The 26,447-nt window shown below is 69.9% G+C and carries 22 protein-coding genes; 12 read left to right on the forward strand and 10 right to left on the reverse strand.

The genetic code is table 11. From position 1 onward, the window contains the following. Positions 1 to 7 precede the first annotated feature (7 nt). Complete coding sequence (gene cysG, locus ACXJY8_RS06255) at positions 8 to 1,501, forward strand: siroheme synthase CysG (RefSeq protein WP_463777524.1); 1,494 nt, start codon at positions 8 to 10, stop codon at positions 1,499 to 1,501. Here the strand turns inward: cysG and ACXJY8_RS06260 are convergent. After that, the gene (locus ACXJY8_RS06260; protein WP_463777528.1) at positions 1,422 to 2,456 is read right to left on the reverse strand and encodes a fatty acid desaturase; all 1,035 of its coding nucleotides are present in this window, start codon (positions 2,454 to 2,456) and stop codon (positions 1,422 to 1,424) included. The two genes, cysG and ACXJY8_RS06260, sit on opposite strands and share 80 nt — an antisense overlap. Before the next feature lie 91 nt (positions 2,457 to 2,547). Between ACXJY8_RS06260 and ACXJY8_RS06265 the strand changes: the two genes are divergently transcribed. The 3 genes from ACXJY8_RS06265 (at position 2,548) to ACXJY8_RS06275 (ending at position 4,550) form a co-directional block, all read left to right on the forward strand. Then, entirely contained in the window at positions 2,548 to 2,907 is a 360-nt protein-coding gene (locus ACXJY8_RS06265) for a metalloregulator ArsR/SmtB family transcription factor (RefSeq protein WP_463777532.1), read from the forward strand. A gap of 102 nt (positions 2,908 to 3,009) precedes the next feature. Further along, entirely contained in the window at positions 3,010 to 3,591 is a 582-nt protein-coding gene (locus ACXJY8_RS06270) for an SCO family protein (RefSeq protein ID WP_463777536.1), read from the forward strand. 74 nt (positions 3,592 to 3,665) lie between these two features. Further along, positions 3,666 to 4,550 carry a dihydrodipicolinate synthase family protein gene (locus ACXJY8_RS06275; protein ID WP_463777539.1) on the forward strand — a complete coding sequence of 295 codons (885 nt, stop codon included), beginning with the start codon at positions 3,666 to 3,668 and terminating at the stop codon, positions 4,548 to 4,550. A gap of 356 nt (positions 4,551 to 4,906) precedes the next feature. On the opposite strand, the gene ACXJY8_RS06280 is transcribed toward ACXJY8_RS06275, so the two are convergent. Further along, on the reverse strand, positions 4,907 to 6,766 hold the full coding sequence (locus ACXJY8_RS06280) for a glycosyltransferase (RefSeq protein ID WP_463777542.1): 1,860 nt from the start codon (positions 6,764 to 6,766) through the stop codon (positions 4,907 to 4,909). Positions 6,767 to 6,916: 150 nt separating this feature from the next. Between ACXJY8_RS06280 and ACXJY8_RS06285 the strand changes: the two genes are divergently transcribed. Both ACXJY8_RS06285 and ACXJY8_RS06290 read left to right on the forward strand, forming a co-directional pair. After that, positions 6,917 to 7,735, forward strand: coding sequence for a transporter substrate-binding domain-containing protein (locus tag ACXJY8_RS06285; RefSeq protein WP_463780432.1), 819 nt, complete (start codon positions 6,917 to 6,919; stop codon positions 7,733 to 7,735). A 101-nt stretch (positions 7,736 to 7,836) separates the two neighbouring features. After that, positions 7,837 to 8,619, forward strand: coding sequence for a glutathione S-transferase family protein (locus ACXJY8_RS06290; RefSeq protein WP_463777545.1), 783 nt, complete (start codon positions 7,837 to 7,839; stop codon positions 8,617 to 8,619). An 8-nt stretch (positions 8,620 to 8,627) separates the two neighbouring features. On the opposite strand, the gene ACXJY8_RS06295 is transcribed toward ACXJY8_RS06290, so the two are convergent. Further along, the gene (locus ACXJY8_RS06295; RefSeq protein ID WP_463777547.1) at positions 8,628 to 9,758 is read right to left on the reverse strand and encodes an MFS transporter; all 1,131 of its coding nucleotides are present in this window, start codon (positions 9,756 to 9,758) and stop codon (positions 8,628 to 8,630) included. Between the two features lie 674 nt (positions 9,759 to 10,432). Here ACXJY8_RS06295 and ACXJY8_RS06300 point away from each other — a divergent pair. After that, complete coding sequence (locus ACXJY8_RS06300; protein WP_463777551.1) at positions 10,433 to 12,106, forward strand: lysine--tRNA ligase; 1,674 nt, start codon at positions 10,433 to 10,435, stop codon at positions 12,104 to 12,106. Positions 12,107 to 12,445: 339 nt separating this feature from the next. Here the strand turns inward: ACXJY8_RS06300 and ACXJY8_RS06305 are convergent, their stop codons facing one another. From ACXJY8_RS06305 to ACXJY8_RS06335, 7 genes are all read right to left on the reverse strand, one after another. Continuing rightward, a complete protein-coding gene (locus ACXJY8_RS06305) occupies positions 12,446 to 13,300 on the reverse strand; it encodes an SDR family NAD(P)-dependent oxidoreductase (RefSeq protein ID WP_463777553.1) in 855 nt (284 codons plus the stop codon). Between the two features lie 10 nt (positions 13,301 to 13,310). Beyond that, positions 13,311 to 13,490, reverse strand: coding sequence for a DUF1328 domain-containing protein (locus tag ACXJY8_RS06310; protein ID WP_056213599.1), 180 nt, complete (start codon positions 13,488 to 13,490; stop codon positions 13,311 to 13,313). Positions 13,491 to 13,576: 86 nt separating this feature from the next. Beyond that, on the reverse strand, positions 13,577 to 14,887 hold the full coding sequence (locus ACXJY8_RS06315; protein WP_463780434.1) for a chloride channel protein: 1,311 nt from the start codon (positions 14,885 to 14,887) through the stop codon (positions 13,577 to 13,579). 172 nt (positions 14,888 to 15,059) lie between these two features. Continuing rightward, the gene (locus ACXJY8_RS06320; RefSeq protein WP_463777558.1) at positions 15,060 to 16,460 is read right to left on the reverse strand and encodes a deoxyribodipyrimidine photo-lyase; all 1,401 of its coding nucleotides are present in this window, start codon (positions 16,458 to 16,460) and stop codon (positions 15,060 to 15,062) included. Between the two features lie 417 nt (positions 16,461 to 16,877). Continuing rightward, positions 16,878 to 17,990 (reverse strand): TRAP transporter substrate-binding protein, encoded by a 1,113-nt coding sequence (locus ACXJY8_RS06325; protein ID WP_463777562.1) that lies wholly within the window; start codon positions 17,988 to 17,990, stop codon positions 16,878 to 16,880. A gap of 222 nt (positions 17,991 to 18,212) precedes the next feature. Further along, positions 18,213 to 19,346: a branched-chain amino acid ABC transporter substrate-binding protein gene (locus ACXJY8_RS06330; RefSeq protein ID WP_463777564.1), complete on the reverse strand. Its 1,134-nt coding sequence runs from the start codon at positions 19,344 to 19,346 to the stop codon at positions 18,213 to 18,215. Between the two features lie 216 nt (positions 19,347 to 19,562). Further along, positions 19,563 to 20,744, reverse strand: a complete 1,182-nt coding sequence (locus tag ACXJY8_RS06335; protein ID WP_463777569.1) for a polysaccharide biosynthesis/export family protein — start codon at positions 20,742 to 20,744, stop codon at positions 19,563 to 19,565. Positions 20,745 to 20,986: 242 nt separating this feature from the next. Here ACXJY8_RS06335 and ACXJY8_RS06340 point away from each other — a divergent pair, with 242 nt between their 5' ends. The 5 genes from ACXJY8_RS06340 (at position 20,987) to ACXJY8_RS06360 (ending at position 26,218) form a co-directional block, all read left to right on the forward strand. Next, the gene (locus ACXJY8_RS06340) at positions 20,987 to 22,273 is read left to right on the forward strand and encodes an alpha/beta hydrolase (RefSeq protein ID WP_463777573.1); all 1,287 of its coding nucleotides are present in this window, start codon (positions 20,987 to 20,989) and stop codon (positions 22,271 to 22,273) included. Between the two features lie 133 nt (positions 22,274 to 22,406). Beyond that, a complete protein-coding gene (locus ACXJY8_RS06345) occupies positions 22,407 to 22,961 on the forward strand; it encodes a gluconokinase (RefSeq protein WP_463777577.1) in 555 nt (184 codons plus the stop codon). A 16-nt stretch (positions 22,962 to 22,977) separates the two neighbouring features. Continuing rightward, positions 22,978 to 23,805: an HAD family hydrolase gene (locus ACXJY8_RS06350; RefSeq protein ID WP_463780436.1), complete on the forward strand. Its 828-nt coding sequence runs from the start codon at positions 22,978 to 22,980 to the stop codon at positions 23,803 to 23,805. Between the two features lie 213 nt (positions 23,806 to 24,018). Further along, the gene (locus tag ACXJY8_RS06355) at positions 24,019 to 24,915 is read left to right on the forward strand and encodes a transglycosylase SLT domain-containing protein (RefSeq protein ID WP_463777580.1); all 897 of its coding nucleotides are present in this window, start codon (positions 24,019 to 24,021) and stop codon (positions 24,913 to 24,915) included. A gap of 352 nt (positions 24,916 to 25,267) precedes the next feature. Beyond that, positions 25,268 to 26,218 (forward strand): helix-turn-helix transcriptional regulator, encoded by a 951-nt coding sequence (locus tag ACXJY8_RS06360; RefSeq protein WP_463777584.1) that lies wholly within the window; start codon positions 25,268 to 25,270, stop codon positions 26,216 to 26,218. Positions 26,219 to 26,447 lie beyond the last annotated feature (229 nt).

A 26,447-nucleotide genomic window follows, 5' to 3' on the forward strand; every position in this document is an offset into this window, starting at 1 on the left:
GAGTCCCATGAGCACGCCCCGCACCCCCCGTGAAACCCGGCCCGCCGGCATCGATCCGGTCCGTGGCGGAGCCCCCGCAGGGCTGGAGCCCCTGGCCGTCCTGCCCGTCTTCGTGCCGCTGCACGGCAAGCGGGCGGTGCTGGCCGGTTCCAACGGCGGTGCGCCCTGGAAGGTGAAGCTGCTGGCCGCCGCCGGGGCCCATGTGGACGTCTACGCCCCCGAGCCGAGCGAGGAGCTGCGCGCGGTGCCGGCCGAGATCGTCGCGGGCTCCGTGACCCTGCACCTGCGCCAGTGGCAGCCCGAGGACCTGACGGGCGCCGCCTTCTGCATCGGCGCCATGGAGGACGAGGACGATTGCATCGCCTTCGTGACCGCGGCCCGGAAGACCGGTGCCATCGTCAACGCGGTCGACCGGCCGCATCTCTGCGACGTGAAGTTCGGCGCCATCGTCAACCGTTCGCCCATGGTGGTGGGCATCTCGACCGAGGGCGCTGCCCCGGTCTTCGGCCAGACCGTGCGGGCCCGGATCGAGGGCATGCTGCCGCGCGGGTTCAAGGCCTGGATCGGCGCCGCCCGCGACTGGCGCGAGGAGGTCACGAGCCGCTTCCACGGCTTCTCGGACCGCCGCGCCTTCTGGGAGCGCTTCACCGATCGCGCCTTCGCGGAGCCCGACCGGGTGCCGACGGACCAGGATCTCGCCGAGCTGCTGGGCCAGACCGAGGCGGCGCCGAAGGGCGGGGCGGTGACGCTGGTGGGCGCCGGCCCGGGCGATGCCGAGCTCCTCACCCTCAAGGCCCTGCGCAGCCTGCGCAACGCCGACGTCATCCTGTACGACGACCTCGTGGCGCCCGAGATCCTCGACTATGCCCGCCGCGAGGCCCGCACCATGCTGGTGGGCAAGACCGGGCACGGCCCGTCCTGCCGCCAGGACGACATCAACGCGCTGATGGTGCAGCTCGCCAAGTCCGGCAAGCAGGTGGTGCGCCTCAAGTCCGGCGACCCCCTGGTGTTCGGCCGGGCCGGCGAGGAGATCGAGGCCTGCCGGGCCGCCGGCATCCCGGTCAGCGTGGTTCCGGGCGTCTCGGCCGCGCAGGGGGCGGCCGCCTCGCTCTGCGTCTCGCTGACGAACCGCGACGCGGCGCGCCGCCTGCAATACGTCACCGGCCACGACCGGCGCGGAGCGCTGCCCGAGGATCTGAACTGGGGCGCGCTCGCCGACCCGAGCGTCACCACCGTGGTCTACATGCCGAAGAAGACCCTCGCCGTGCTGCTGGAGCGGGCGATCGCCGAGGGCCTCGCCCCTGCGACCCCGGCGCTGCTCGTCTTCAACGCCACCCGCCCGCACCAGCAGGTGGTGGAGGGGACGGCCCGCGACCTCGCCGACCGGGTCGAAGCGTCCGGTCACGAGGGACCGGCGCTCCTCATGGTGGGCGAAGCCCTGCGCCGCCTGGGCGCCCGGGAGGCGATCGCCGCCATCGAGCCGGACAAGCTCGCGATCTGAGCGCCGAGGGCGCGCGGGGCGGCGGCTCCGGCTGCGCCCCCGCCGTCGCGACCCGGCGCACCCCGGCCCGGGGCTCCAGGTTGCCCGGCTGCTTCAGGTCCCAGACCAGACCCAGGCGCTCCAGCACGCGCAGGAGACGCCAGCCTGCATCGGCCTGGCCCGGCTCGGTTCCGAGGCGCGCCGAGTCCGGCCAGGCATGGTGCGTCGCATGCCAGGCCTCGCCGAAGGTCAGCCAGGCCGCGGCCGGCAGGTCGTGCCCCTGGACCGATTCGCCGTCGACCACCCAGCCCTGCGGACCGTTGCGGTGGGTCAGGTGCACGACGAGCCAGTGCCCCGTCAGCGACACCGCGATGCGGACGGGAATGCCCCAGATCACCCACGGCCATCCGCCCGAGGCGTAGAACAGCACGGCCCAGGGCAGTTGCTGCAACATCCAGGTCGCCTCCAGCCACCGGAGCACCCGGTCCTGCGCGACCCGCGGTTCCAGCTGGAAGCGGGGCGGATGCGTCAGGACGAGGCGGGCGTGCATCTGCAGGAGGGCGTCGCGCAGCATCGGCAGCCGGTTGGCGTGCAGGGCGTGGCATTCGGCCTGTCGCTGCGCCCAGTCCCGCATGTCGTGAAGGCGGATCATCCCCACCGGCCCGGCCATGCCGACCAGCGTCCCGAGATAGATCAGGAGATACGCGACGGAGGGTCGGGCCGAGAAGCTGCGATGGACGAGCAACCGGTGCATCCCGACCGAATGGCCGGCGCAGAGGGTGACGACCGTGGTGAGCGCGAACAGCACGACGGCCCCGGGGGTGACGAGGACGGGCCCGAGGAACAGGGCGGTGCCGACCATCCCGGTGATCCAGAGCGACTTGGCCGGGGCCCATTCCAGGTGCCCTTCGGCGGCGGAGGTGTCCGCTTCGGCGACCATGCGGGCGGTGGAGGTGCAGCGGAACGGTTCAGCCATGGCGCAGCCTGCTTCGATGTTTAGGCAATAAGCTAAACACCGTTGCATCTGGACTTGTCAATGGTTAGCTCATCGCTTAAACCCTGCGTCCATGCAGCGCGTCTTCGAAGCCCTGTCCTCCTCCGTGCGCCGGAAGATCCTGGCCTATCTCGCCCACACCGAACTCAGTGCGGGGGAGATCGCCGGGCGGTTCTCGATGTCGAAGCCCTCGATCTCGCAGCATCTCTCGGTGCTCGAATCGGCAGGCCTGATCGTGGGCGAGAAGCGCGGGCAGTTCGTGTTCTACCGGCAGGTGGAGGACAGCCTGCTCAACACCCTCAACGGCTTCGTGCAGGAGGCCTGTCCGGTCGGCCGGCCGCTCAGGCGCGAGAGCGCGGCCCTGGCGGTGGACCGGCGCAGGGGCGAGCCGGGTGCGGGCGAGCCGGGTGCGGGCGAGCCGCAGCCGGGCTGAGCCCGTTCGACGGCGGTTGGGCGGCGGCGGTTTGGCGGATTGCCCAGGCTCGGCGGCTGTGGTCTGAAGCCGGCACCTTCCTCGACCGCAAGGCCGTCTTCCATGCGTCGCACGCTCCTGCCCCTCCTCGCCTTCGCGATCGGCCTCGTCGGGCTCTGCGTCGCCGCCTTCGTGGTGCTCGCTCCGAAGACCCAGGAGGCCGGGACGAGCAGCGTCGGCGGTCCCTTCACCCTGACCAACCAGGACGGGCAGCGCGTCACCGAGCGCGACTATGCGGGCCGGACCCACCTCGTGTTCTTCGGCTTCACCCATTGCCCCGACGTCTGCCCGACGACGCTGCAGCAGATCGGCGACGTGCTCCAGGCCCTCGGGCCGAAGGGCCGGGACACCCGCGCGCTGTTCATCGCCGTCGACCCCGAGCGGGACACGCCCGCCGCCCTGAAGACCTACCTGGCGAGCTTCGATCCGCGCATCGTCGGCCTGACCGGCTCACCCGAAGAGGTGAACGCGGCCGTGAAGGCTTACCGCGCCTATGTCCGCAAGGTACCGACCAAGGACGGCGACTACACCATGGAGCACACCGCCCTCGTCTACGTGATGAACGGCCAGAACCGCTTCCTCAATGCCCTGAACCTTGCCCGCCCGCCCGAGGAGGCGGCGGCCGAACTCGGCAAAATGCTCTGAGCGCCGAAATCCCGTCAGCCGCCGCGGACGACCGGGGGCCGCCGCCGCCCCGTCCGCCTGCCCCTGGAGCGACCATGACCGTCCTGTCGGCCTTTCCGATCACGCCCGCGAACGCCGACGGTCAGGTCGACCTCGGCGCCCTGCGCGCCCTGCTGCATCCCCTGGTCGCGGCCGGCGTCGGATCGATCGGCCTGCTGGGCAGCACCGGCACCTATGCGTTCCTCGCGCGCCACCAGCGCCGCCGGGCCGTGGAGGCCGCCGTCGAGGCGGCGGCGGGCCGCGTGCCGGTTCTCGTCGGCGTCGGCGCATTGCGCACCGACGAGGCGGTGCGGATGGCCCAGGACGCCAGGGGGGCCGGGGCCGCGGCCGGGCTCCTGGCGGCGATGTCCTACACGCCGCTGACCGAGGACGAGGTGTTCGTGCATTGCGAGACGGTGGCGCGGGAATCCGGGCTGCCGCTCTGCCTCTACGACAACCCGGGCACCACCCATTTCCGCTTCACGCCGGCCCTCGTCGGCCGCCTCGCGGAGGTTCCGGGGATCGTCGCGATCAAGAGCCCGGCCCCGGAGCCGGGCGGGGCGGCGGAGCATCTCGGCGCGCTGCGCGCCGTGGTACCGGCCGGGTTCTCCCTCGGCTACAGCGGCGACTGGAACGCCGTCGAGACGCTGCTGGCGGGCGGCGAGGCCTGGTACAGCGTCGCCGCCGGGCTGTTTCCGGAGCCCGCCCTGGCGATCGTCCGGGCGGTCGCAGCCGGGGACGCCGCCGAGGCGCGGCGCCTGAATGCCCGGCTGGAACCGCTCTGGGACCTGTTCCGGACCTATTCGAGCCTGCGCGTGATCTATACCTGCGCCGACCTACTCGGGCTCTGCCGCGCGGAGCCGCCGCGCCCGATCCTGCCCCTGGCCGGGGCGGCGCGCCGGAGGGTCGCCGAGACGCTCGAGGCCCTGGACCTGGGTTGATCCGACCCTGTCGCGCGGCCCGCGACCGGGCGACCGGATCACGACGTTGTGTTCTACCAATAGGGGATAGGCCACCAAGGGTTCACATCGCATTGGCAAACCGATTGCGATATATTCGCAGTTACCAGACCGGAGAGCTGCGATGGCCCGAAGTGAAACAGATAGCGTTCCAGAATCGGAAAACCGGTTCACGCTACTCATTATCTTTTTGATACTTATGATCGGATCGACCTTCGCCGCAGTTGCAGCTGCGGTTCGGCGCGTCTGGGCTGCGCTTTTGAGCTGAGGGCCCGCAGACCAGCGTTAATATTTAACAATTCTCAATTTCGAGACCGAGGCGCCGGTCGAATTCATCCTCATCCCGTACGCAACGCGCCGGTGCGGGAGGTTCGGGCGAGGCCGTGCTCCGTCTTGTGCCAGCGATTGGGCGCGCGGACGAGTTCGAACAGGCCCGACCAGGCGGCAAGGCTCACGAGCAGGAAGTAGAGCGGCATCCACGGCACGCAGACGAGCAGGTCGAACCAGCCGCGCCGGACGCAGCCGAGTGCCGCCGGCAGCAGCATGGCGAGCAGCCCGGCCAGGAACAGCGTCACCGAGGTGCCGGTCGGGAAATTCGACCAGAACCCGCCGGGCGCCGGAAAGCCACGCCCCGCGAACGCGGCGAAGTCGTAGGCGGCGCGGCCCATCAGGAACGGATAGGCGAGGGCGGAGATCACCGTTCCGGGCACCAGGGCGACGGCGCAGAGGGTGCCGAGGGGCCCGAGTTGCCGCGCCGTGCGGCGCGGCGCCCGCGAATGGGTGAGGCTGGTCTGCAGGAAGCCTTTCATCCAGCGGGTGCGCTGGTGCAGCCAGGGCAGGAGGGCGCGCGGCGCCTCCTCGAGGGTGTCGCTGCGCAGGTCGCCGACGCGGTAGCCCGCCCGGGCGAGGCGGATGCCGAGGTCGGCGTCCTCGGTGACGTTCCAGGCATCCCACCCGTGGAGTTCGCGCAGGATGCGGGTGCGGAAATGCGTCGAGGTGCCCCCCAGCGGGATCGGCACGCACCAGGAGGCGAGGGCCGGGATCAGGACATCGAACAGGGCGGCGTACTCGATGGCGAAGCAGCGGGTGAGGCGGCCGTCATCCATGTTGTCGATCACGAGCCGGCCCTGCAGACAGGCCGTCGCGGCCGAGGCATGGGCGAAGCGGGTCGCGGCGGCGCGGAGCTGGCCGGGATCGGGCACGTCCTCGGCATCGTAGACCACGAGGCAGGCCCCGCGCGCCAGGGGCAGGGCGGCGTTGAGGGCCCGAGGCTTGGTGCGGGGCAGGCCCGGCGGCACCCGGACGATCTCGAACCGGGCCGGAAGGCGCGCCGCCGCGAGGGCGGCATCGGTCTCGCGGTCGTCGGCCTCGATCACCAGCTTGATGTCGAGCTTGGCCGCCGGGTAGTCGAAGCGCGCCAGGGCCGCCACGAGGCGCGGCACCACCCTGGCCTCGCGGTGGAGCGCCACCAGCACGGTGTAGACCGGCAGGGCGGTATCCGGCAGCGGCGCCTCGAAGGGCGGTTCGGCCTCGACGCTGACGGCGGCGATGCGGACCGTCACCATGGCGAGGAAGCCGAGCTGCACCAGGGTCCAGGCGGCGATCAGGACGGGGCCGGGGATGAACCCCGCGGCGAGGCCGGCGATTCCGAGCGCGAGGCCGACGATGGCGAGCCGCGGCGCCTGGCTGCCCGCCCCCAGGGCCCAGTCGGGCCGGTGGCGCTGCAGCGTATCGGCGGCGAATGCGGCGATGCCGGCCGGGTTGGCCGAAAACACCGCCGCCTGCAGCGCGCGCGGGGTGGTGATGGCCGAGCGCGTGCCCGTCCGCAGCAGGGCGGCGATGGCCGCCCCGCGCGGCGCGCGGACCGTGGCCGGTCCGGAGGAGGCCAGGGATCGCGGAGCCGTCAGGGGCGCGAGGCCGGCCACGAGACTGTCGGGAAAGCGGGTGGCGTCGCCGAGTTGGATATCGCCCGCCAGGAACGCGGTTCCCAGGGCGGCCGCGAGGGCGCGGTAATAGGCCTCCTCGGAGATCAGGTCGGCGTGGATCAGCGCCGTGGCCGCGTCGCTGCCGCAGGCGCGGGCCAGGGCGGCGGCCCGGGCCAGGCGGTCGGCGTCGAAGCCCTGATGCGCGAGGAATCCGATTTCGGGCGGCAGCGGGGCGGGCCACCCGTCGGGAGCGCTGAAACCGAGGAGCGACACCGCGCACGGCCTCCCGGCGGCCCGCGGATGTGCTAGGGGAGGGCCGTGAGCCAGTCCGATTCCACGCGCAACCCGCGCGCCACGCCTGCAACTTCTGCGTTCGGACGCCGAAAGACAAGCCGGTTCCGGCGCCGGGTCTCCGCTTTTGCACTGGCGGCGGCGCTGTGCGGTCTCGCCGCTCCCCCGCCGGCCCGGGCGGACGGGGTGACGATCCCGAACTTCTGGAATCCGCGCGCGCGCCAGGAGCGCATGGAGCCCCAGCCGAGCACGCGCACGGTCCGCTTCCTGACCGACGACGATTTCCCGCCCCTGCATTTCGCCGGACCGGACGGCGCCCCCACGGGCTTCGTGGTGGAACTCGCCCGCGCGGTCTGCGAGCGCCTGGCGATGACCTGCACGGTGCAGGCCCGGCGCTTCGACACCCTCCTCGACGCCCTGGCCGACCGGCAGGGCGACGTGGTCGCCGCCGCGATCCCGCTCACGCCGGCCCTGCGCGCACGCTTCCTCGCCACCCGACCGTATTTCCGCTGGCCGGCCCGCTTCGCCGCCCGCTCCGACAGAGGCCTGCCCGCCCCCTCCGCCGCCGCCCTGGCCGAGCGCAGCGTCGGCGTGGTCGGCGGCAGCGCGCACGCCGCCTACCTCAAGACGTTCTTCCCCAGGGCGGCGGGCAAGGATTTCACCGACCTCGCGAGCGCCGAGGGAGCGCTGCGCCGGGGCGAGGTCGACTACGTCTTCGCCGACGGCCTCAACCTCGCCCTCTGGATCGGCGGCGTCGACGCCGCGGGCTGCTGCGCCTTCACGGGTGGCGACTACCTAGAGAACCGTTATTTCGGCGAGGGCATCGGCCTCGTCACCCGCCCCGACGACCCGGCCCTGTCGCGGGCCCTCGACGACGCGCTCCAGCGCCTCTGGGACGAAGGGAAATACGCCGAGCTGTACCTGCGGTTCTTCCCGGTGAGCCCGTTCTAGGGGCCGGTCCAGCATCCCGGCTGCCTTCACCAAGACTTCTCCACCAAGCCTTCGGGCGTTGGGGCGACAGGCATCCCGCAAATTCCGAGGAACTCTTCGCCATGCTGCTCTACGAGCACCCGCTCTCGTCCTACGCCCAGAAGGTCAAGATCGCGCTCCGCGAGAAGGGCGTGCCGTTCACGTCCGAGCTACCGGAGAGCTTCGGTACGGGAAGCGCGGAGGGCCCCTTCGCGGCCACCAATCCCCGCACCGAGGTGCCGGTGCTCCGTGACGGGGACGCGACGGTGTGGGAATCCACCGTGATTCTCGAATATGTCGAGGAGCGCTGGCCGGAGCCGCCGCTCTTGCCGGCCGAGCCCGCCGCGCGGGCCTTCGCGCGGATCACCGAAGAGGTTTGCGACACCCAGTACGAGGCGGTGAACTGGGGGTTCGGCGAGGTGCTATGGTTCCGCCGGGCCAGCGGGGACCTCGCCGCGCACCTGCGCGCCCAGGCGGCGGCGCAGACGGCGGTGCTTCAGGCCTGGCTCTCGGACCGCCTCGGCAGCGCCGACTGGTTCGGCGGCGCGCGCTTCGGCTGGGCCGATGCGGCGGCGGCTCCGATGGTCAACCGCTCGGTGCATTACGGCCTCGGGCCCGCGCCCGGCACGCCGCTGGCGCACTGGCACGCCCGGGTGAGCGCCCGCCCCTCGGTGGCGTCCACCTTCGCGGAGTTCGACGCGGCCGCCGCCCGGATGGCGGAGGCGGCCGACCTCTACACCACCGGCGGACGCCGCCGCGCGTATCGCGATCACCGGCTCGAATGGATGATCCGATCGGGCGGCATCGAGGTCGTGCTCGCCGGCCTGCGCGACGGCAACATCCGCTTCTCCTGGCCGAATCCCTGACCGTCCCCTCAGACGCGCACTCGCCCGGCGCCGCCCGCGACGGCGAGGAGAAGGACGGACACCAGGAGGAAGGCCAGGGTCAGGCTGGTCGCATGGGCGAGGAGCCCGATGGCGGCGGGGCCGGCGAGCACGCCTGCATAGCCCAAGGTGGTCACGGCCGGGATCGCGAGGCTGGCCGGTACGGTCTCCTGTCGGCCGGCGGCGGTGAACAGAACCGGGACGATATTGGCGCAGCCGGCCCCCACCAGGGCGTAGCCGACGAGCGTCACCGGCCAGAGGGGCACCGCCGTCGCGAGGCCGAGGCCGCCGGCCGCGAGGAGCGCGCCCAGGACGACGATGCGGCGACGTCCCAGCCGGCGCACGAGGGCGTCGCCGGCGAGGCGGCCCGCCGTCATGGTCAGCGAGAAGGCCGCGTAGCCGAGGCCGGCCCGGGTCGGATCGAGGCCGCGTTCCTGAATCAGGAAGACGCCGCTCCAGTCGAGGGCCGAGCCCTCCGTAAGGAAGACGACGAAGCACAGGAGCCCGATGCCGAGCACGGGGCCGCGCGGCAGGGCGAAGGCCGGGCCGCCGGGACCGTCCGCCACCGCAGGCAGGATACCGGGCAGGGCGGCCAGGAAGGCGGCCGCGATGGCAATGACGACAACCAGGGTCGCGGCAGGCGGCGACAGGCCGAGGCTCAGGAGGACGCTGAAGCCGGCCGCGCCCAGGATGCAGCCGAGACTGTAGAGGCCGTGGAAGCCCGACATCATCGGCCGTTGCGCCCGGCGCTCCACAGCCACCGCCTGCAGGTTCATCAGGCAGTCGAGGAGACCGAGGCCGATCCCGAGCGTGGTCAGGGCGGCTGCGAGGACGGACAGGCCGGCGGCATGGGACAAGGTCAACAACGCCGCGCCGGTGACGAGGACGGCGGCTGCCAGGACGGGGCGGGTTCCGAAGCGCCCGGCCAGGGCGCCCGCCACCGGCATGGTGGCCAGCGAACCGATGCCGAGGCAGAGGAGGAGCAGCCCGAGGGTGCCGTCGTCGAGCCCCGCCCGCCCCTTCACGAGGGGTACCAGGGGTGCCCAGGCCGCCACACCGAAGCCGACGATGAGGAACAGGAGCCGGGTGGCCCGGATTTCGGGCGCATTGACCTTACTCATGAGATCCGCGGCTGGTATGGCGCGTGCCGTCGTCGGGCTCGTGATCGTGGGACTCGTGATCGTGGGGCTTGCAGTCATGAATGCTCTCGGACGCGCCGGCCGGGGCCGCGCAGCGGGATCGGAGCATGTCTCGCAGGTGCACGCGGCAAGGATGTGAAACAGGACGGCGCCGGAGACGCTTCAGGTCTGCGCCGGCTGCATCCGCAGCAGATCGCGGTCCAGGTTCGAGGCGTCCTGCGTCCGAGAGCTGCGCACGCCGCCGGTGTTGTGCGGCCCGGCCGGTCCGACGGCGCCGGACTGGCGGTGGACCCGGGAGATGGATGGTGTGGCCGTCTCGGGCTTGGGCACGCCATCATGTGCCCGTGCCGGGCCTGGCCCCTGCCGTTCGGAGTTCCGCTGGCGGCATCGCGGTTCGAATCGATGAACCTCCGGGCGAGGCCTCGGCCCGTGATCGGGGCCGACATCACGGCGACCCTGCGAAGAGGCGGCCGCTGCATGAGACGCTCGAACACGAAAAGCGGCAGGGCGCCGTGAGGACGCAGCGGGTTCCGGCCGGGTTTCCTCCAGCCGGGTCCCGACGGGGCTGCCGCGTTGACCCTCCGGGTCGCCCTCCCTACGGTGCCGGCCTTCTCGATCGCCCGTCCCGACCATCCTCGCAGAACTGACGCTGTCCCATGCCGTCCCCGCTTCCCTCCGACCCCGATCTCATCGCGGCGGCCGCCACCGCCGCGGCCTGGCCCTTCGAGGAGGCGCGCAAGCTCGTGGCGCGGCTGGAACGCCGCCCGAAATCAGAGGTTCTGTTCGAGACCGGCTACGGGCCTTCGGGCCTGCCGCATATCGGCACCTTCGGCGAAGTCGCGCGGACCTCCATGGTCCGGTACGCCTTTCGGGTTCTCACCAACGACAGCGTGCCGACCCGGCTGATCGCGTTCTCGGACGACATGGACGGCCTGCGAAAGGTGCCGGACAACGTACCGAACAAGCCCCTGCTGATCGGTGCCCTGAACCAGCCGCTGACCCGCGTCCCGGACCCGTTCGGCACCCATGACAGTTTCGGGGCCCATAACAACGCCGAGCTGCGCCGCTTCCTCGACGCCTTCGGCTTCGACTACGAGTTCCGCTCGGCCACCGAATGCTATCGCTCGGGCGTGTTCGACACGGCCCTGCTCACGGTTCTGGAGCGCTATGACGCCGTGATGGCGATCATGCTGCCGTCGCTGCGCGCCGAGCGCTCGGCGAGCTATTCGCCGTTCCTGCCCATCCACCCGGTGACCGGGGAGGTGATGCAGGTGGCCATCGACGAGGTCCGGGTCGCGGCCGGCACCCTGGTCTGGCGCGACCCGAAGACCGGCGAACGGTACGAGACCCCGGTGACGGGCGGGCATGCCAAGCTGCAGTGGAAGCCCGACTGGGCCATGCGCTGGGTGGCTCTCGGCATCGACTACGAGATGGCCGGCAAGGATCTCATCGATTCCGTCAAGCTCTCCGGCGAGATCGCCCGGGCGCTCGGCGGCGAGCCGCCGGAGGGGTTCAACTACGAGCTTTTCCTCGACAAGGACGGCAGGAAGATCTCCAAGTCGAAGGGCAACGGCCTGTCGATCGACGACTGGCTGGTCTACGGCACCGCCGACAGCCTGGCGCTGTTCATGTACAACAAGCCGCGAGAGGCCAAGCGCCTGTTCGTGGAGATGATTCCGCGACAGGTCGACGACTATCTCGGCTTCCTCGAGAAGTTCCCCGGCCAGGAGCCGGCGCAGAAGCTCGGCAATCCGGTCTGGCACCTGCATGCCGGACATCCGCCTGCAGCCGAGGCGGTCGGCAAGGGCGGTGCGCTGACCTTCGCCATGCTCCTGAACCTCGCGGCGGTGGCCAACACCGAGGACCCGGCGGTGCTCTGGGGCTTCATCCGCCGCTACGACCCGGATGTCGGGCCGGAGACCCATCCGGTGCTCGCCCGCCTGGTCGGGCATGCCCTGGCGTATTTCCGCGATCTGGTAAGGCCGGCCAAGACCTATCGCGCCGCGACCGAGGCGGAACGGGCGGCGCTGGAGGATCTCTCCGCCACGCTTGCCACGCACGAGAACTCTGTCGATCCCGAAGGCCTGCAGGCTGTGGTCTACGAAGTCGGGCGCCGGCACTTCCCCGACATGTCGGGCAAGGCCAAGAGCCCGGACGGGCGCCCCGGCGTATCGCAGGCGTGGTTCAGCACGATCTACAACGTGCTGTTCGGCGAGGCGCGGGGGCCGCGCTTCGGCTCGTTCATCGCTCTCTACGGCGTTGCCGAAACGCGGACGCTGATCGAACAGGCCCTGTCCGGCGCCTTCCTGGCACAGCCCCCGGCTGGGTGATCGCAGGAGTTGAAAGCCGGCCCGAGAGGGCCGGCGCAGAATAATGTCTGCGTCTCGTCGTGTGATTGCGCACAATTTTGCTTGTCGGCGCGCCAAGGGGCGGATAAAACGCCCATCCACTGGACAGAAAAAAGGCCGCCCCGGTGAGGGAGCGGCCCGAAGTCTAGGGAGGAAACGCCCAAGAAGGGCACACCGCGGCGACGCCATCGCCGCGGTGCATGGCGTTCAAATGCCATCTCGCACCGCACCATGCAATTGCTTCCGTGGGGGAGCGGGCATGCGTCCAGTGCATGAAAACGATTTCAACAGTTTAAGCACGAACGCCGCCCATGGCCTCTCTTAGAGCCGCACCGGATCGGCTAAGCCCAACTGTGCCAAGCTGACGGCCCAGACCCGCTCCTGAAGCGCTGTGTCCCGACCCAGGGCCGAGGACGGCACGGCCTTGCAGCGTTCGAAGTAGAGCCCGCTGACGCCTTCGACCCTGGGAGAGGTCGCGAGGTGCAGCGATGTCGTGGCCCCGTCCTCTGGACTCGACAGGAAGGGCCGGATCAGGCGCCAGCCGAGGCCGAGCCAGCCGCCCGTTCCCGATGCGAATCCACTGGCGATGACACCTGGATGCAGAGCGTTGCTGGTGACGCCGCTGCCTGAGAGCCGCCGCGCGAGGGCGGCACTGAACAGCACATTGCCGAGCTTGGCTTGTGAGTAAGCGGCGATCGGGCTGTAACGGCGCGCGTGGCCAATGTCGTCGAAGGCGATCCGCCCGCGTCGATGGGCCCTCGAGGCAACGCTGACGATCCGTGCCGGCGCGCTGGCCTTCAGAAGGTCGAGGAGTTCGAGGCTGAGCTGAAGATAGGCGAGATGGTCGAGGGCCCAAGTCCTCTCGATCCCGTCCACCGTCGTGGCGTAACGGTCGAAGATCGCGCCGGCATTGTTCACCAGAACGTCGAGACGCGGATACGAAGCCCGGACTTCGGCGGCGAGGCGACGAATCTCCGCCTGCGACGCGAGGTCGGCCACGAAGCCGTCGATCGAGGCGCCGGGCACGGCCTCCCGAATCTCGGCGGCCGTGCGTTCGGTGCGCTCGGGATCCCGGCCGACGAGGCCGACGCGGAACCCAACGCGAGCGAGACCGCGGGCAGTCTCGGTGCCGATGCCGGAGGTCGCTCCGGTGACGAGGGCGATCCGCTCCGGCACCGATGCCGCCCTAGAATACCGCCTGCCCGATGGCGAAGGCCACGACGACGATAACGATGGCAACAACCAGGAACAGGCCGAACAGGATGCGGGCCAGGGAGCCGGCACCCGAGGCGATGCCGGTGAAGCCAAGGCCGCCCGCGATGAGGGAGATCACGAAACAGATGAGAGCCCATTTCAACAGGGTCATGCGCAACACTCCAGCTCGCGGAACCGACCGATAACCGCCTGCGCAGCCATGCGTTCCGCCCAAGCTCGGCTGTTTTACGAGGCCGCTCAAGGCCGGGCCGGGACAGCAGGGCGCTCCTCGGCGGCGGCCCGCTCCAGGAGGATGTGGGCCAGAGCATGGTAGAGCCCCTCGCGGCAGACCGCCTTCGAGACGGCGTCGGCGATCAGAGCCGCCACCATGAGCGGGATCATCAGGGCGTGGTCCTGAGTCATTTCGGTGACGATGACGAAGGCGGTGATCGGCGCCTGCAGGGCGCCGGTCAGGTAGGCGACCATGCCGACGAGTACCAGGGCAGACACCGGCACGCCGGAGAACCAGCCCTGCAAGGCGGCGCCAAGCCCGGCTCCGACGCTGAGGGAGGGGGCGAACAGGCCGCCGGGGATGCCGCTGATCGCCGAGAGCAGGGTGGCGATGAATTTCAGCGGCGCGAAGTCGGCGTGGGATTCCGAGGTGCCGTGCAGGAGCGCGCGCGCCTCCTCGTAACCGGTGCCGTAGACCGCTCCGCCGGACGCGAGTCCGCACAGGGCGACCCCGAGGCCGCAGGCCGCCGCGAAGGCGACGGGACGGGCGGAAATGGCAGCCCCGAGGCGCCCGGGCAGGCCGCGTGCGAACAGGAGGACGATTCGGGAGAAGCCGCCGCCGGCGAGGCCACCCAAGACCCCGAGCACCGGCACGGCGATCCAGCCCGGCCCGAAGGGCAAGGCGACGTTGGAGGTGCCGAAGTAGGTGTAGTTGCCGGTGAGCGCCATCGCGGTGAGCCCGGCCGCCACGATGGCGGCGACGATGAGCCCACCTGTGCGGGCCTCGTAGGCCCTGCCGAGCTCCTCGATGCCGAAGACGATGCCGGCGAGCGGCGTGTTGAAGGCCGCGGCCACGCCCGCCGCCCCGCCGGCGAGGATGAGCCCGGGCACCCGCTCCGGCGTGAGGTGGCCGGCCGCCGCCATGATCGCGGCCCCGACCTGCACCGTCGGCCCCTCACGTCCCGTAGAAGCACCGAACAGCAGGCCGAGGCTCATCACCACGATTTTGCCCGCCGCGACCTTGAGAGAGACGAGGGCGCGACGCAGGGCCCTCTGGCCAGTCTCGCGCGCAGCGATCACCTGGGGAATGCCGGACCCCTGCGCGTTCGGAAAGACCTCGCGGGCGAGCCATGCGCAGAGGGCGAAGCCGGAGGGCGTCAGGCCGAGGGCTACCAGAGGGGAGAGGCCGAGCACCCGTCGGAAGCCCCCTTGCGCCGCATCGGCCAGCGCCGCCATCACCACGGCGGCGAGCCCCACGCCGATGCCGCCGATCAGGAACAGCAGGCGGTGGCGCCACAATCCGAACGCGTCGCGGGTGGCCCCGCGCAGGCGCCGCATGCGCGGGGTCATCCCGGACCGGACCTTGGTGTGGAGGGCTTTGACCTGCACGACACGGGCTCGCAGCACCTTGGGGGAGCGGGTTGGGGGCATGCGATCCGCGGCTCGGCGCCAGTATTGGGGGAACGGACTTCGGATGGGGCCGCAGGCAAGGGGCATACCCCGACGGGCGTCAGCCCTCATCCCCCGCTTCCGCTCGGCAGAGATCTTCGACGGTCCGGAGATAAGCCTTGGCATCGAATTTCCGCAGGGAATTCTCGCTCTGGTAACGCACCGTCCCGAAAATCTTGCGCCTGGCCCAGGGGCGATCGTGCAAACCGTAGACCCAGGCGACGTTGGTGAATGAGTTCGGATCGCGCCCGTCGAGGAAGTAACGGTTGTTGAGCCGCAGGGTGCGGGCGAAGCCCTCCTCGGGACTGGGCGACCATTCGAGAATCTTCTTGCCCCAGTACATGCGCAGATGGTTGTGCATGTAGCCGGTCTCGCGCATCTCGGCCTGAGCGGCATTCCAGTAGACGTCGTGCGTCTTGCCCTCGGCGAGCTCGGCCTCGGTGTAGGTCTTCGGCCGCGGGTCGTCGGCATGCTCGGCCAAGACCTTGCGCGCCCATTCGGGAACGGCGCGCGCGTAGCTGTCGTAGCCCTCCGTGTAGTGGACGTGGTTCATCGCCAACTCACGCCGGATCACCACCTCTTCGACGTAGGACGCCTTGTCCTCGCGGCCGCCGGCCTTGGCGGCGCGGACCGCCAGCACGATCTCGACGGGCGAGATCTGGCCGAAATGGAGGTAGGGGCTCATGTGCGAGGCCGCCCCGGCTTCCGGCCGGTTGCGATCGCTGCCGTAATCGGCGAAGGGGCCTTCGAGATAGGCCTTGAGACGCCGGCGCGCCTCGGTCTCGCCGCCGGTGAAGCGACGTACCGGACCGACGATGCGGTCGAGGCTCATGCCGGCCAGCACCGCCTCCGGGTCAGCGATGTCGACCTCGGATTTCGGAAGACCGCGCCCTGCCGGGTGCTTCACCTTCCGGGCCGTCAGGGGCGCGACGTAGTCGTCGAGATGCTTGTGCAGCTTGGGGCGAAGGGTGCGGGCGGCATATTCGTGCTTCGTCGAAGCGACCTCGATCGGCACCACGACGTCCCCCTCCACCTGGACGATCCGGGTGTCGACGGCCTCGACGATCTCGTCGTACCAGCGCTTCTGGATCGCGAGATAACCACGATCGAGGACGAGAAGGGCGGCCTCGCCGGCAAGATCGATCGCGACCCGGGCGGGGGAGGCCTTGCGCAGGCAGAAGCCGATGCCCCGGGCCTTCAGGCCGGCCGCCGCATCGGCGAGTCCCTGGAGCAGAAAGGCGTAGTGCCGGGCATTGGCTTCGGGAAAGCCGTTCTTGCCGTCGAGCAGCCCGAAACAAACAAGCACCGGCAGGCCGAGCCGGTTGGCCTCCCCGATCGCCAGTTCGAGCGCCGGGTTCTCATGCGCGCGATTCGCCTGCTGCAGGAGGTAGAGGACGTAGCGTCCCTCCGCCCGGTGCTCGGCCTCCTTGAGGACCCGAATCCGTCCCGCCTGAATCGCCATCGCCGCTCATCGCCTCCTGGTTCGTCATGAAAGGTGGGGTGGTCGCCCCGCGCGGCACCCCAGGCAGAAAAGACCGGGGGAACGTGGCGGATCCCTGCGGATTCAGCAGAGGAATCCGCGAAAACTGAATTCGCCCAAATCCTTGACCCATCATCATTTGGATCGGGACATACCGGGCAGGACCAGCATTTGCCGGCTGCTCGGGTGCGTCATTTTGGATACAGAAATGGGGCAACGTGTGCAGGGGCACGAAAAGCGACACGGATCCTGCCCTATCCGCCTTGCATTTCCGCATGAGAGGTTCAGATTGTGCATTGCGGGAACGCGATGGCGTCGCGGTCCTGCTGCCCTCCTTGGGCGTTTCCTCCCTAGACTTCGGGCCGCTCTTCGGAGCGGCCTTTTTTCTGTCCGGCCCTGTCATCCTCTGGCACGGGCGCGGATCATGAAGTTGTCGTAGGTGTACTCCGCCACCTGGAACCAGAGGTACTCCTCGTTCCGGAAGGTCTTCATCGCCTCGTGGACCCGCTTGAAATCGGCGTTCCTGGCGCCGATCTCGGCATAGACGTCGTTGGCGGTCTTCAGGGCGACCTCCATCACGTCCTGCGGGAACGGGCGCAACTGCGCCCCGCCCGCCACGAGGCGGCGCAGGGCGCGCGGGTTGCGCGCGTCGTACTTCGCCTGCACGTCGGCATGGACCTGGGCCGCCGCCGCCTGGACGATCGTCCGATAGTTCTTGGGCAACCCCTTCCAGGCATCGGCCTGGATCCAGAGATGGAGCATCGAGGCGCCCTCCCAGAATCCGGGATAGTGATAGGTCGGAGCCACCTTCTGAAGCCCGAGCTTCTCGTCGTCGTAGGGGCCGATCCACTCGGCGGCGTCGATCGTCTTGGCCTCGAGAGCGGCATAGATGTCCGGCCCCGGGGTCGCCTGCGGCACCACCCCGAGCTTGGCCAGCACCTGCCCGCCGAGGCCGGCGATCCGCATCTTCAGGCCCTGGAGATCGGCCTGCGCCTTGATCTCGCGGCGGAACCATCCGCCCATCTGGGCCCCGGTATTCCCCGCCGGCACAGCGACCAGCCCGTGCTTGGCGAAGATCTCACCGAACAGCTCGGCGGCACCGCCCTGGAACCACCAGGCGCTCTGACCGCGTGCGTTCAGGCCGAAGGGGAGAGCGGTGGCCAGGGCGAAGGTCGGGTCCTTGGCCAGTCCCAGGGTCGCAGGACCATAGCCCATCTCGACGGTGCCGGCGGCCACGGAGTCGAGGAGGCCCTCGGCCGGTACCGGCTCGCCGGGCCCCGAGGGCTGGATCTGGAAGCGGCCGTCGCTGGCCTCCGCGACGATGCGGGCGAGCATCTCGGTGGCGCCGAACAGGATGTCGAGATTCTTGGGAAAGGCACAAGCGAGACGCCAGCGCACGTCCGGCGACGCCTCGGCGCGTGCGGGCGCCGCCAGGAGAGCCGCCGCGCCACCGAGGCCTGTAGAGAGGAGAGCACGGCGCCCGGGAACCGGGAGCACGGAGGATGGGGGCATGACGCCTCGCTGAAAGATCTCGAATCGTCCCGTTGCGGCGCGATCGGTCCGCGGCCAGAACGTCCGCCGTTCACGAACGACGAAGGACCGGAAACGATCCCGAAACGTTCGGATACGTCGCGACCGCCCGGACCACATCGCAGCGGACACGAGCTCGCGAAAGCCACCTGGCCTCGGCAAAACCGCGCGGCGCCGGAAAAACCACTCGGCGTAGGTGCAAAACTACTTGGCGTAGGTGAAAGTGCCGTCGTTCCAGACGTAGAGGACGTAGCCCTGGGCGGTGACGTCGCCCTTGCCGTCGAACCCGACCGAACCGAGCACCAGGTCGAAGCGCTCCGCGTGCAGGGTGGCGGCGATCCGCTTCGATTCCGTCGTATGGGCGAAGTTGCCGGCCGCCACGAGCGCCTGGAGCGCGGCGTAGCCGTAGATCGTCGACCCTTCCGGGTCGACGCCCTCGGCCTTGAAGGCGGCGACCACGGCAGCGGCCTCCGGCTTGCGGCGCGGATCGAGGTAGAAGGTCATCAGAACGCCGTTGCTGGCCGGCCCGGCGATCGTGGCGAATTCCTGGGTGGCGATGGCCGAGGTGCCGAACCATTGGGGCTTGAAGCCCCGCTCGGCCGAGATCCGTACGAGGCGGCCCATCTCGCGGGCGTCTCCGCCGTAATACGCCACCGCGATCCCGGCCTCCTTGAGGCGGTCGGCCAGGGCCGCGTCATCGGCATCGCCCGCCGCGAAGGCGGTAGCGATGGCCTCGTTGATGCCGATCCGGTTGAGGTTTTCCTTGGTGGCGGCGGCGAGGTTGCGCGAGCCTGGCGTCAGGTCGTTGAGAATGGCGATCTTCTTGTCGCGGAACCGCTCCGCGAGCACCGTGGCCGAGAGCTTGGCCTGATCGTCGTCGCGTCCGCAGACCCGAAAGATCGTCGGCAGGCCCCGGTCGGTGAGCTTGGCGGCGACCGAAGCGGCCGTGATCATCACCGTACCGTTGGCGGCGTAGACTTCCGAGGCCGCCAGCGACGCGTTCGAGCAGACGTGGCCGACCACGAGGCGGACGCCCTGGGTGGCGTAGTGGTTGGCCACTGCCACGGCCCTGTTGGAATCGCAGGCGTCGTCCTGCACGTCGAGGACGATGGTCTGGCCGTCCAGCCCGCCCTTGGCATTGGCGTCGCGGGCTGCGGCCTGGACCCCGCGCAGAACCTGCTCGCCCACAGCCACGTAGGCGCCGGAGCGCGGGACGGCGACGCCGATCACCACGTCGGCTCGGGCCGACGCGGTGCCGGCGATCACGGCGGCGAGGAACAGGCTGCCAGCCAAGCCGCCGGCGCGCCCGAAGCGCCGGGCCGCGCGTCTGAACCTCATCCCGCCCCGTCTCACGCCTCGGTCGACCTCGCTAGAAGATAGAGGCGGATCGGTCAGCCGCCAAGGTTCGGCGCGCGCACCGGATCCATGTCCCGGTACCTTCCGGCATCGATCGGGCCGAGCGACCCGTGCGCGATGCCGCGCGAGAACGCAAGAGGGACCATCGGCGCGGGCGTGGGCCGCATACGCGGTACGTCCGCATCCGCGGATCACACCTTATCGGGTTGTCGCGTAGAGAGAGGCGCCGGCGGAGACGGGCGCGGTGATGGTGGAGAAGACGGAGAGGACCTTCTGGACCTCGGTGAAGGGGGCGTTGGAGACGTAGACGAGGTCGCGGTTACGCATGCGGAAGGCCTGGGTCAGGAACAGGCTGTTGGGATCGCGCATGTTGATGCGGTAGACCACCGGCACCAGCGGGGTGCCGAGCAGCGGGCTGCCGGGCTTCAGCCGGCGCACCACCGCGGCCGGCTCGAAGCGGAAGATGAAGGTGCCCGAGGGATCGGCCTGGAAGTCGGACAGGCCGCGGGCCTTGGCCAGCGCCTGGGCGAGCGTGATGCCCTCGGCCTGGAACGGGATCTCGGTGGCGTTGCCCAGGGCGCCCACCGCCAGGAAGGTCTGGGGATCGCGCACCAGGGTCAGGGTGTCGCCCGGGCGCAGGAAGATGTTCTCGGCCGGGTTCGACACCACGGTGGTCAGCGGCACCGTGGCGGTCTGCGGGCCGCGCGAGAGGCGCACGAAGGTCTCGTTGACGGGCGCGCGCACGCCGCCGGCGGTGGCGACCACGTCGAGCAGGCGGTCGCCCTTGCCCGAGAGCGGCACGCGGGCCCCGGCCACGACCTCGCCGGTGACGGTGACGGTCTGGGACACCGCCTTGGTGACCGAGACCAGCACCTGGGGCTGGATCGCCTTGCCGGCGAGCTCGGTCTCGATGAGGGCCTGCACGTCCTGGGGCCGGCGTCCGGCCACCTGGATGCGCCCGGCATAGGGCACGCTGATGGCCCCGTCGCGGGGCACCACCTGCTCGGGGATGAGGGCGGACTTCGACCCGGCCGAGAAGCGGTCGGCCACGAGGGGCCCGGAGAACAGGCCGCCCGAGCCCGCTTCCCAGACCGACACGGCCACGTAGTCGCCGACCCCGATCACGGCCTCGAGGGAGGGGCGCCGGTCGCCGAAGGAGGCCAGCAGGCTGTCCAGCGCGCGCCCCCGCAAAGCCTCGATGGTGGCCGCCGACAGGTCGACGATCTCGTAGCGCGCGAACGTGCCCTCGCTGGTCGCGATGTCGGCCCCCTCCACCACCGCACCCGTCGTCGGTCCGGCGGCGGGAAGCAGGGACGTGCAGCCCGACACCGTCAGGGCGGTCCCCAGAACGGTGCAGAGGGCCAAAGGCAGTGCGCGCATGCAGGATCGCCTGTCGGTTTCTCTCATGGGCTGCCTAGACCATCGTCGGGTCGCTGTCCGTGGCGGTGGGGTCACAGTCCGACGGCGAGCATCCTGCCTCCGGCGGCCATCCCCACTACACACGCCTTTCCCCGTACAAACTGTGATCCGGAAGGTGCTTGAAAGGCGCACCGCGATATGCGCTCTCGTTAGAACCACGCGGCTTGATTTACATAACTTGGATTTCGGCAGAACCGGATTCGATGACATCATCGTTTGATTATACGCCCCCCGGTCTAGCCCAGGGCGTTCCGGGTCCGGTCGTGCGACGGCACATCTTCTATATTCCGGGCTACGACCCGGAGGGCAGCAGCCGCTACCGCATGCTGTTCGTGCGCGAGCTGGCCCGCTACGCCAAGCGCTTCGGCGAGCCCAGGCGCAGGATTTCGGGGGCGACGCTGAGCCCCGACGGGCTGGTGCAGAGCTGGCGCGTGGCGGCCCAGCCCGAGACGCGGGGGGCCGAGACCACATACGACGTCCTCCTGTGGGACGACCTCGTCCGGGAGGATTTTCGCCGTAGTCGCCCGGTCAGCGTCTGCCTCCTCGTCGTCGGAACACTTCAGACCATCCTCTCCGGCCTGATGGTGCGATTTTACCGGCTGAACTGGAAATACGGCAACGTCATCCTCTATCCGCTGGTGATGGTCCTGCTCCTCGCCCTCTGCACCCTGGCCATCGCAGCCTTCGTGCATGCCCATCTCGGAACGGCGTTCGGACACAGCCTCGGTTGGCCGCTCTGGGTGACGCTGCCGGCGGGCCTCCTCATCGGCATCGTCTGGATCAAGGCGATGGAGGCTTTCCTCAATCGAATTTTCTTCTGGCAACTCCTGAACGACTGGGTCTTCAACTGGCAGCACGGCCAAGGGCGGAGGCCCGATTACGCGTGCCGGTTGGAGACTTTCGCCGACCATGTCCTCGCGCGCTGCGCCGGCATGGCGGCGGCCGGGGACCCGCCCGACGAGATCCTGATCCTCGGCCACTCCTCCGGGGGCCTGAGCGCCGTGGAGGTGACGGCCCGGGTGCTCGCCCGCGACCCGTGCCTCGGTACCGGTCCCTCCACGCTCGCCCTCGTCACACTCGGGTCCGGCCTGCCCCTGGTGGCGATGCAGGGCACGGCGAAGGGCCTGCGCGCGGACGTCGCGAGCCTGGTGACCTCGCAGCGCCTCGTTTGGGCTGATTTCCAGGCGCCCCAGGACTGGATGAACTTCCCCGGCTTCAATCCGGTGGAACATCTCGACCTCGACCTCCAGGGCAGGTCGATCGCCAACCCCCTGGTACGCTCGGCACGGTTCCGGGAAATCATCAGCATCGAGACCTACAGGAAGGTGCGCTGGCGGCCGTTCCGGATGCACTTCCAGTTCCTCCTCGCCAACGACCGGCGCGGGTACTACGACTTCTTCGCGATGACCCTCGGTCCCCAGCGCCTGCGCGAGCGGGCCCTCGATCCCATTCTGCCCGCTCCCTGTCCGTTGGCGGCGCTCGCGCCCTGAGACGTCTCGGGAAGCAAACCGCCGGCGGGCATGTTTCCGCACAATCCCATCTCCCCTGGCCTGCTAAGACGCCGAGACCGACTGGAAGGCCAGGGTCGGTCACTTGGATACGGCCGCCGGGAGAGGACACGCGATGCCATCAGGTCAGAATCCGGTACCCGGCGGCACGCCCATGGTCCTCGTGGTGATGGGCGTCTCGGGCTCGGGCAAGAGCACGGTGGCGTCCCGTCTCGCCGAGCATCTGGGCTGGGACTTCGTCGACGGCGACAGCTTCCACAGCCCCGAGCACGTGGCCAAGATGCGGGCTGGGCACCCCCTCGACGACGACGACCGTGCGCCCTGGCTCGCGGCGATCGGCGCCTGGATCGATACGCAATTGCAGCAGCGCAGGCCCGGCGTGGTGGTCTGCTCGGCCCTGCGCCGAGCCTATCGCGACGTGCTGGTCCGGGGCCGCACCGACGTGCGGATCGTCTACCTGGAGGGCGAGCGGGCCCTGATCGAGGCGCGTCTCGCGCGCCGGCAGGGGCACTTCATGCCGGCAGGCCTCCTCGACACTCAGTTCGCGATCCTGGAGCCGCCGGTGCTGGGGGAGAAGGCCTTGGCGGTGAGCATCGACGCAGCACCCGAGGCCATCGTCGCAACGATCGTGGCCCGGTTGGGATTGGGAGAGGGTGCCCCGCAACTCTGAGACCCTGCCGAAGTCCATGACCTTGTCCTCCGATACGAAACACGCCGACATCGCCCTGGTGATCTCGGATGTGGACGGCACCCTGGTGACCACCGGCAAGAGCCTGACGCCCGCGACACGGGCAGCCGTGCGGCGCCTGGAGGCGGCGGGAATCGCCTTCACCCTCGCGTCGAGCCGGCCGCCCGTGGGCCTGAAGTCTCTGGCGACAGAACTTGGCCTGACCCTCCCAATGGGAGCCTATAACGGCAGCACCCTGGTCGCACCCGACTTCACCATCCTGTCCGAGACGCTGATCCCGGCGGAGGCCGCCCGCGAAGCGGCGCGGCGCTTCGCGGCGAAGGGCCTCGACATCTGGGTGTTCGCGCACGGTCAATGGAACCTAACCGACCCGCATGGCCCCTACACCGACCTCGAGCGCCGGACCCTGCAGGCCGAGCCGAACGTGGTCGCGAACCTTGCGGCCCTGCTGGATCACGCCGCCAAGATCGTCGGAGTCAGCGCCGATGCGATCCATCTGAAGGCGTGCGAGACCGAGATCGCCGCAGCGCTGGCGGGACGCGCCGACGTCCACCGATCGCAGGCCTATTATCTCGACGTGACACCGCCCGGCTCCGGCAAGGCCGCCTTCGTCGACGCCATGAGCCGGCACCTCGGCATCGACCGGTCCCGGATCGCGACCCTGGGCGACGCTGCCAACGATATACCGATGTTCGCCCGCAGCGGGTTTTCCGTGGCGATGGGCAACGCGGCGCCGGCGGTCCAGGCCGCAGCGCGAGCCGTTACGGCCACGAATGACGCCGATGGGTTCGCGAAAGCCGTCGACGATTTCATTTTGCGGCGCTGACGCCACCCATCCGCCGACGGCCTCGCAGATCCGTGAGGTCCTTGGCAACGTTGGCGAATCGCTCTGGGTACAAACCGATCCTACCGGCCTTCACTGTGCCATGTGCGACACAGCACATGGGGAAACGGCCACGCTGGACCCGTCTGAGCCGCTTTCCGGCCTCAATTCGCCCGGACCTTGACCGTCCAAGAACAAGGACGATCCGGGTCTCCGATGAACCAGCGCTTCCTGCTCCTCGCCGTCGCCGCGGTCGCCATGCCGTGCGGGATGCTCCCGCCCGGCGCGGCTCTGGCCCAGGGTGCGGCGGCGCGGGACAACATCGATGCGCTGATCGAGCAGCAGGCCAAGGCCAACGGCGTTCCGTCGAGTTTCGTCCACCAGGTCGTCAAGCGCGAGAGCAACTACAACCCGAATGCCAAGGGCGGCAGCGCACTGGGGCTCATGCAGATCAAGCACGCCACCGCGAAGGGCCTCGGCTACCAGGGTGATGCGGCCGGGCTGTTCGATCCGCGGGTCAACCTGCGCTACGGCATCGCCTACCTCGCAGGCGCCTACCGGGCCGCCAAGGGCGACATTGCCCAGGCCTACAATTTCTACAACCGCGGCTACTACTACGCCGCCAAGCGCCTCGGCATCGAGACCGGTGTTCCCGACGACCTCGAAACGCCGAAGTCCGGCGAAGCCTTCGCCAATGCCTTCGCCCGCACCGACAGCCCCGCCGTCATCGCCGCCAACACCGCACTCGCCTACGCGCCGAGCCCCACAGCCAACGGCGTTCCGATCGAGATGGTCGAGGTACCGTTGCCACCGCGCCGGCCCGCCTCACTCACCGGTCTCGGTACGGTCGAGGTCGCGACGCTGACGCCGGCCGACGCTGTGCCCCCGGCCTCTACGGCCGCCATCAGTCCCCACCCCGGCATCGTCCCGGGGATGACCCAGGCCGGCGCCCAGGTCGAAGCCGTGTTCACGGAATCGGTCGAGGTGCCTCTGCCGCCCCGCCGGCCCTCGGCCGTCGCCCTCGCCGCCGTCGGCCGCCCGACCGTCGCGAAGAAAGCGCCGGTGGCCGGCACCGTTCTCGAGGCCTCGGCGCTGGCGCCGGCCGCGCAGTAACCCGCCGGCGACCGCGCGGCGTTTCGGCGCAAGGCCCCCTGGGTCGAGACTCCCCCGATCAAGACCTCCGGGTCCGCCTGGCCTTCCCCCCGATGGCGCGAGAGATAGGGCCGATTCACGGGTTTCCCCCGTTCTGGTGTCCGTAGCCGCTTGCGTCGGGACGCGCCTCGTCTCACATGGTGCAATGCGAAGCGACGTGCTTGGACCCGTTCCGGCACGATCATCGCAACAACCCAGGAGCGTCGTTCCGGCGTTGAATATCCGCTGTGTCGGCTTTCCGGGGTGACCGAACCACGGTTGATGGGCACACTATTTCCGTATCTGTGACCATAAGTCCGCAATCGACATTCTGTTGCAGCAACCTGCGTGTGGCCTTCCGGTCCGGACGCGAACTGAGGAAACGGACGACGGCATGGCCGGCGCGGTAGAACAAGAATCGACCTTCCTGGCTGACCTGGGCCGGCGGGTTCGTCACGCCCGGACCGTGCGGGGCCTGTCGCGCAAGCTCCTCTCGCAGACCTCCGGTCTGTCCGAGCGCTACATCGCGCAGCTCGAGAGCGGGCAGGGCAACGTCTCGATCATCCTGCTGCGGCGAGTCGCCAACGCCATGGGCGTGCGCCTCGACGACCTGATCGCCGGGCAGGAGACCTTGCCGGACTGGCACGTGATCCGCGACCTCCTGGGCAATGCCTCGCCGGAGCAGATCGCCCTGGCCAAGGGTATCCTGTCGGGCCAATCCTCGGCGAGCGGCGAGGCGCCACAGCCGCGGGTCGCGGTGATCGGCCTGCGCGGCGCCGGCAAATCGACCCTCGGCCGCCGGGTCGCCGATCGCCTGGGCTGGACCTTCGTCGAGCTCAATGCCGAGATCGAGCGCGAGAACGCACTCTCGGTGAAGGAGATCTTCGCGATCTACGGCCAGGAGGGCTACCGCCGCCTGGAGCAGGCAGCCCTGCGCCGGCTTACCGAGCATCCCGGCCCGCTGGTTCTCGCCACCAGCGGCGGCATCGTCGCCGAGCCGCTGACCTACGATCTGCTGCTGCAGGCCTTCTTCACGATTTGGCTCCGGGCCCGCCCCGAGGAGCACATGCAGCGGGTGCGCGACCAAGGCGAACTGACCACCACCGGCGACCACCCCTCGGCGATGCAGGAACTGCGCGCCGTGCTCGCCAGCCGCGAGCCCCTCTATGCCCGCGCCTCGTCCGTGGTCGACACCTCCGACGTCCCCGTCGACGTGATGGTCGACCGTCTGGCGGAGGCCATCGAGGCCCGCTTCGGTACCCTCGATCACCGGCGCAGCGCCTGACGGTTCGTTGCCGCGCGGCTCCCTTGGAAACCGCATGGGCTTGATCGGCCGTGCGATGCACACCAAGCTATGGGACGTCCGGTTGGGCACGCGTTTCATCTGTCTGACCGCATGACGACAGGCATAACCATCCCGGAATGCCGCGGGGCGGGAGTGGAATCCCGCCAATGCGGCGCGATCCGCGCATCGCGTCGCGCTCCGGTCCAACGCAACGCGACGCGCCCGGTCC

It is taken from the genome of Methylobacterium sp. TK31, assembly GCF_055361545.1.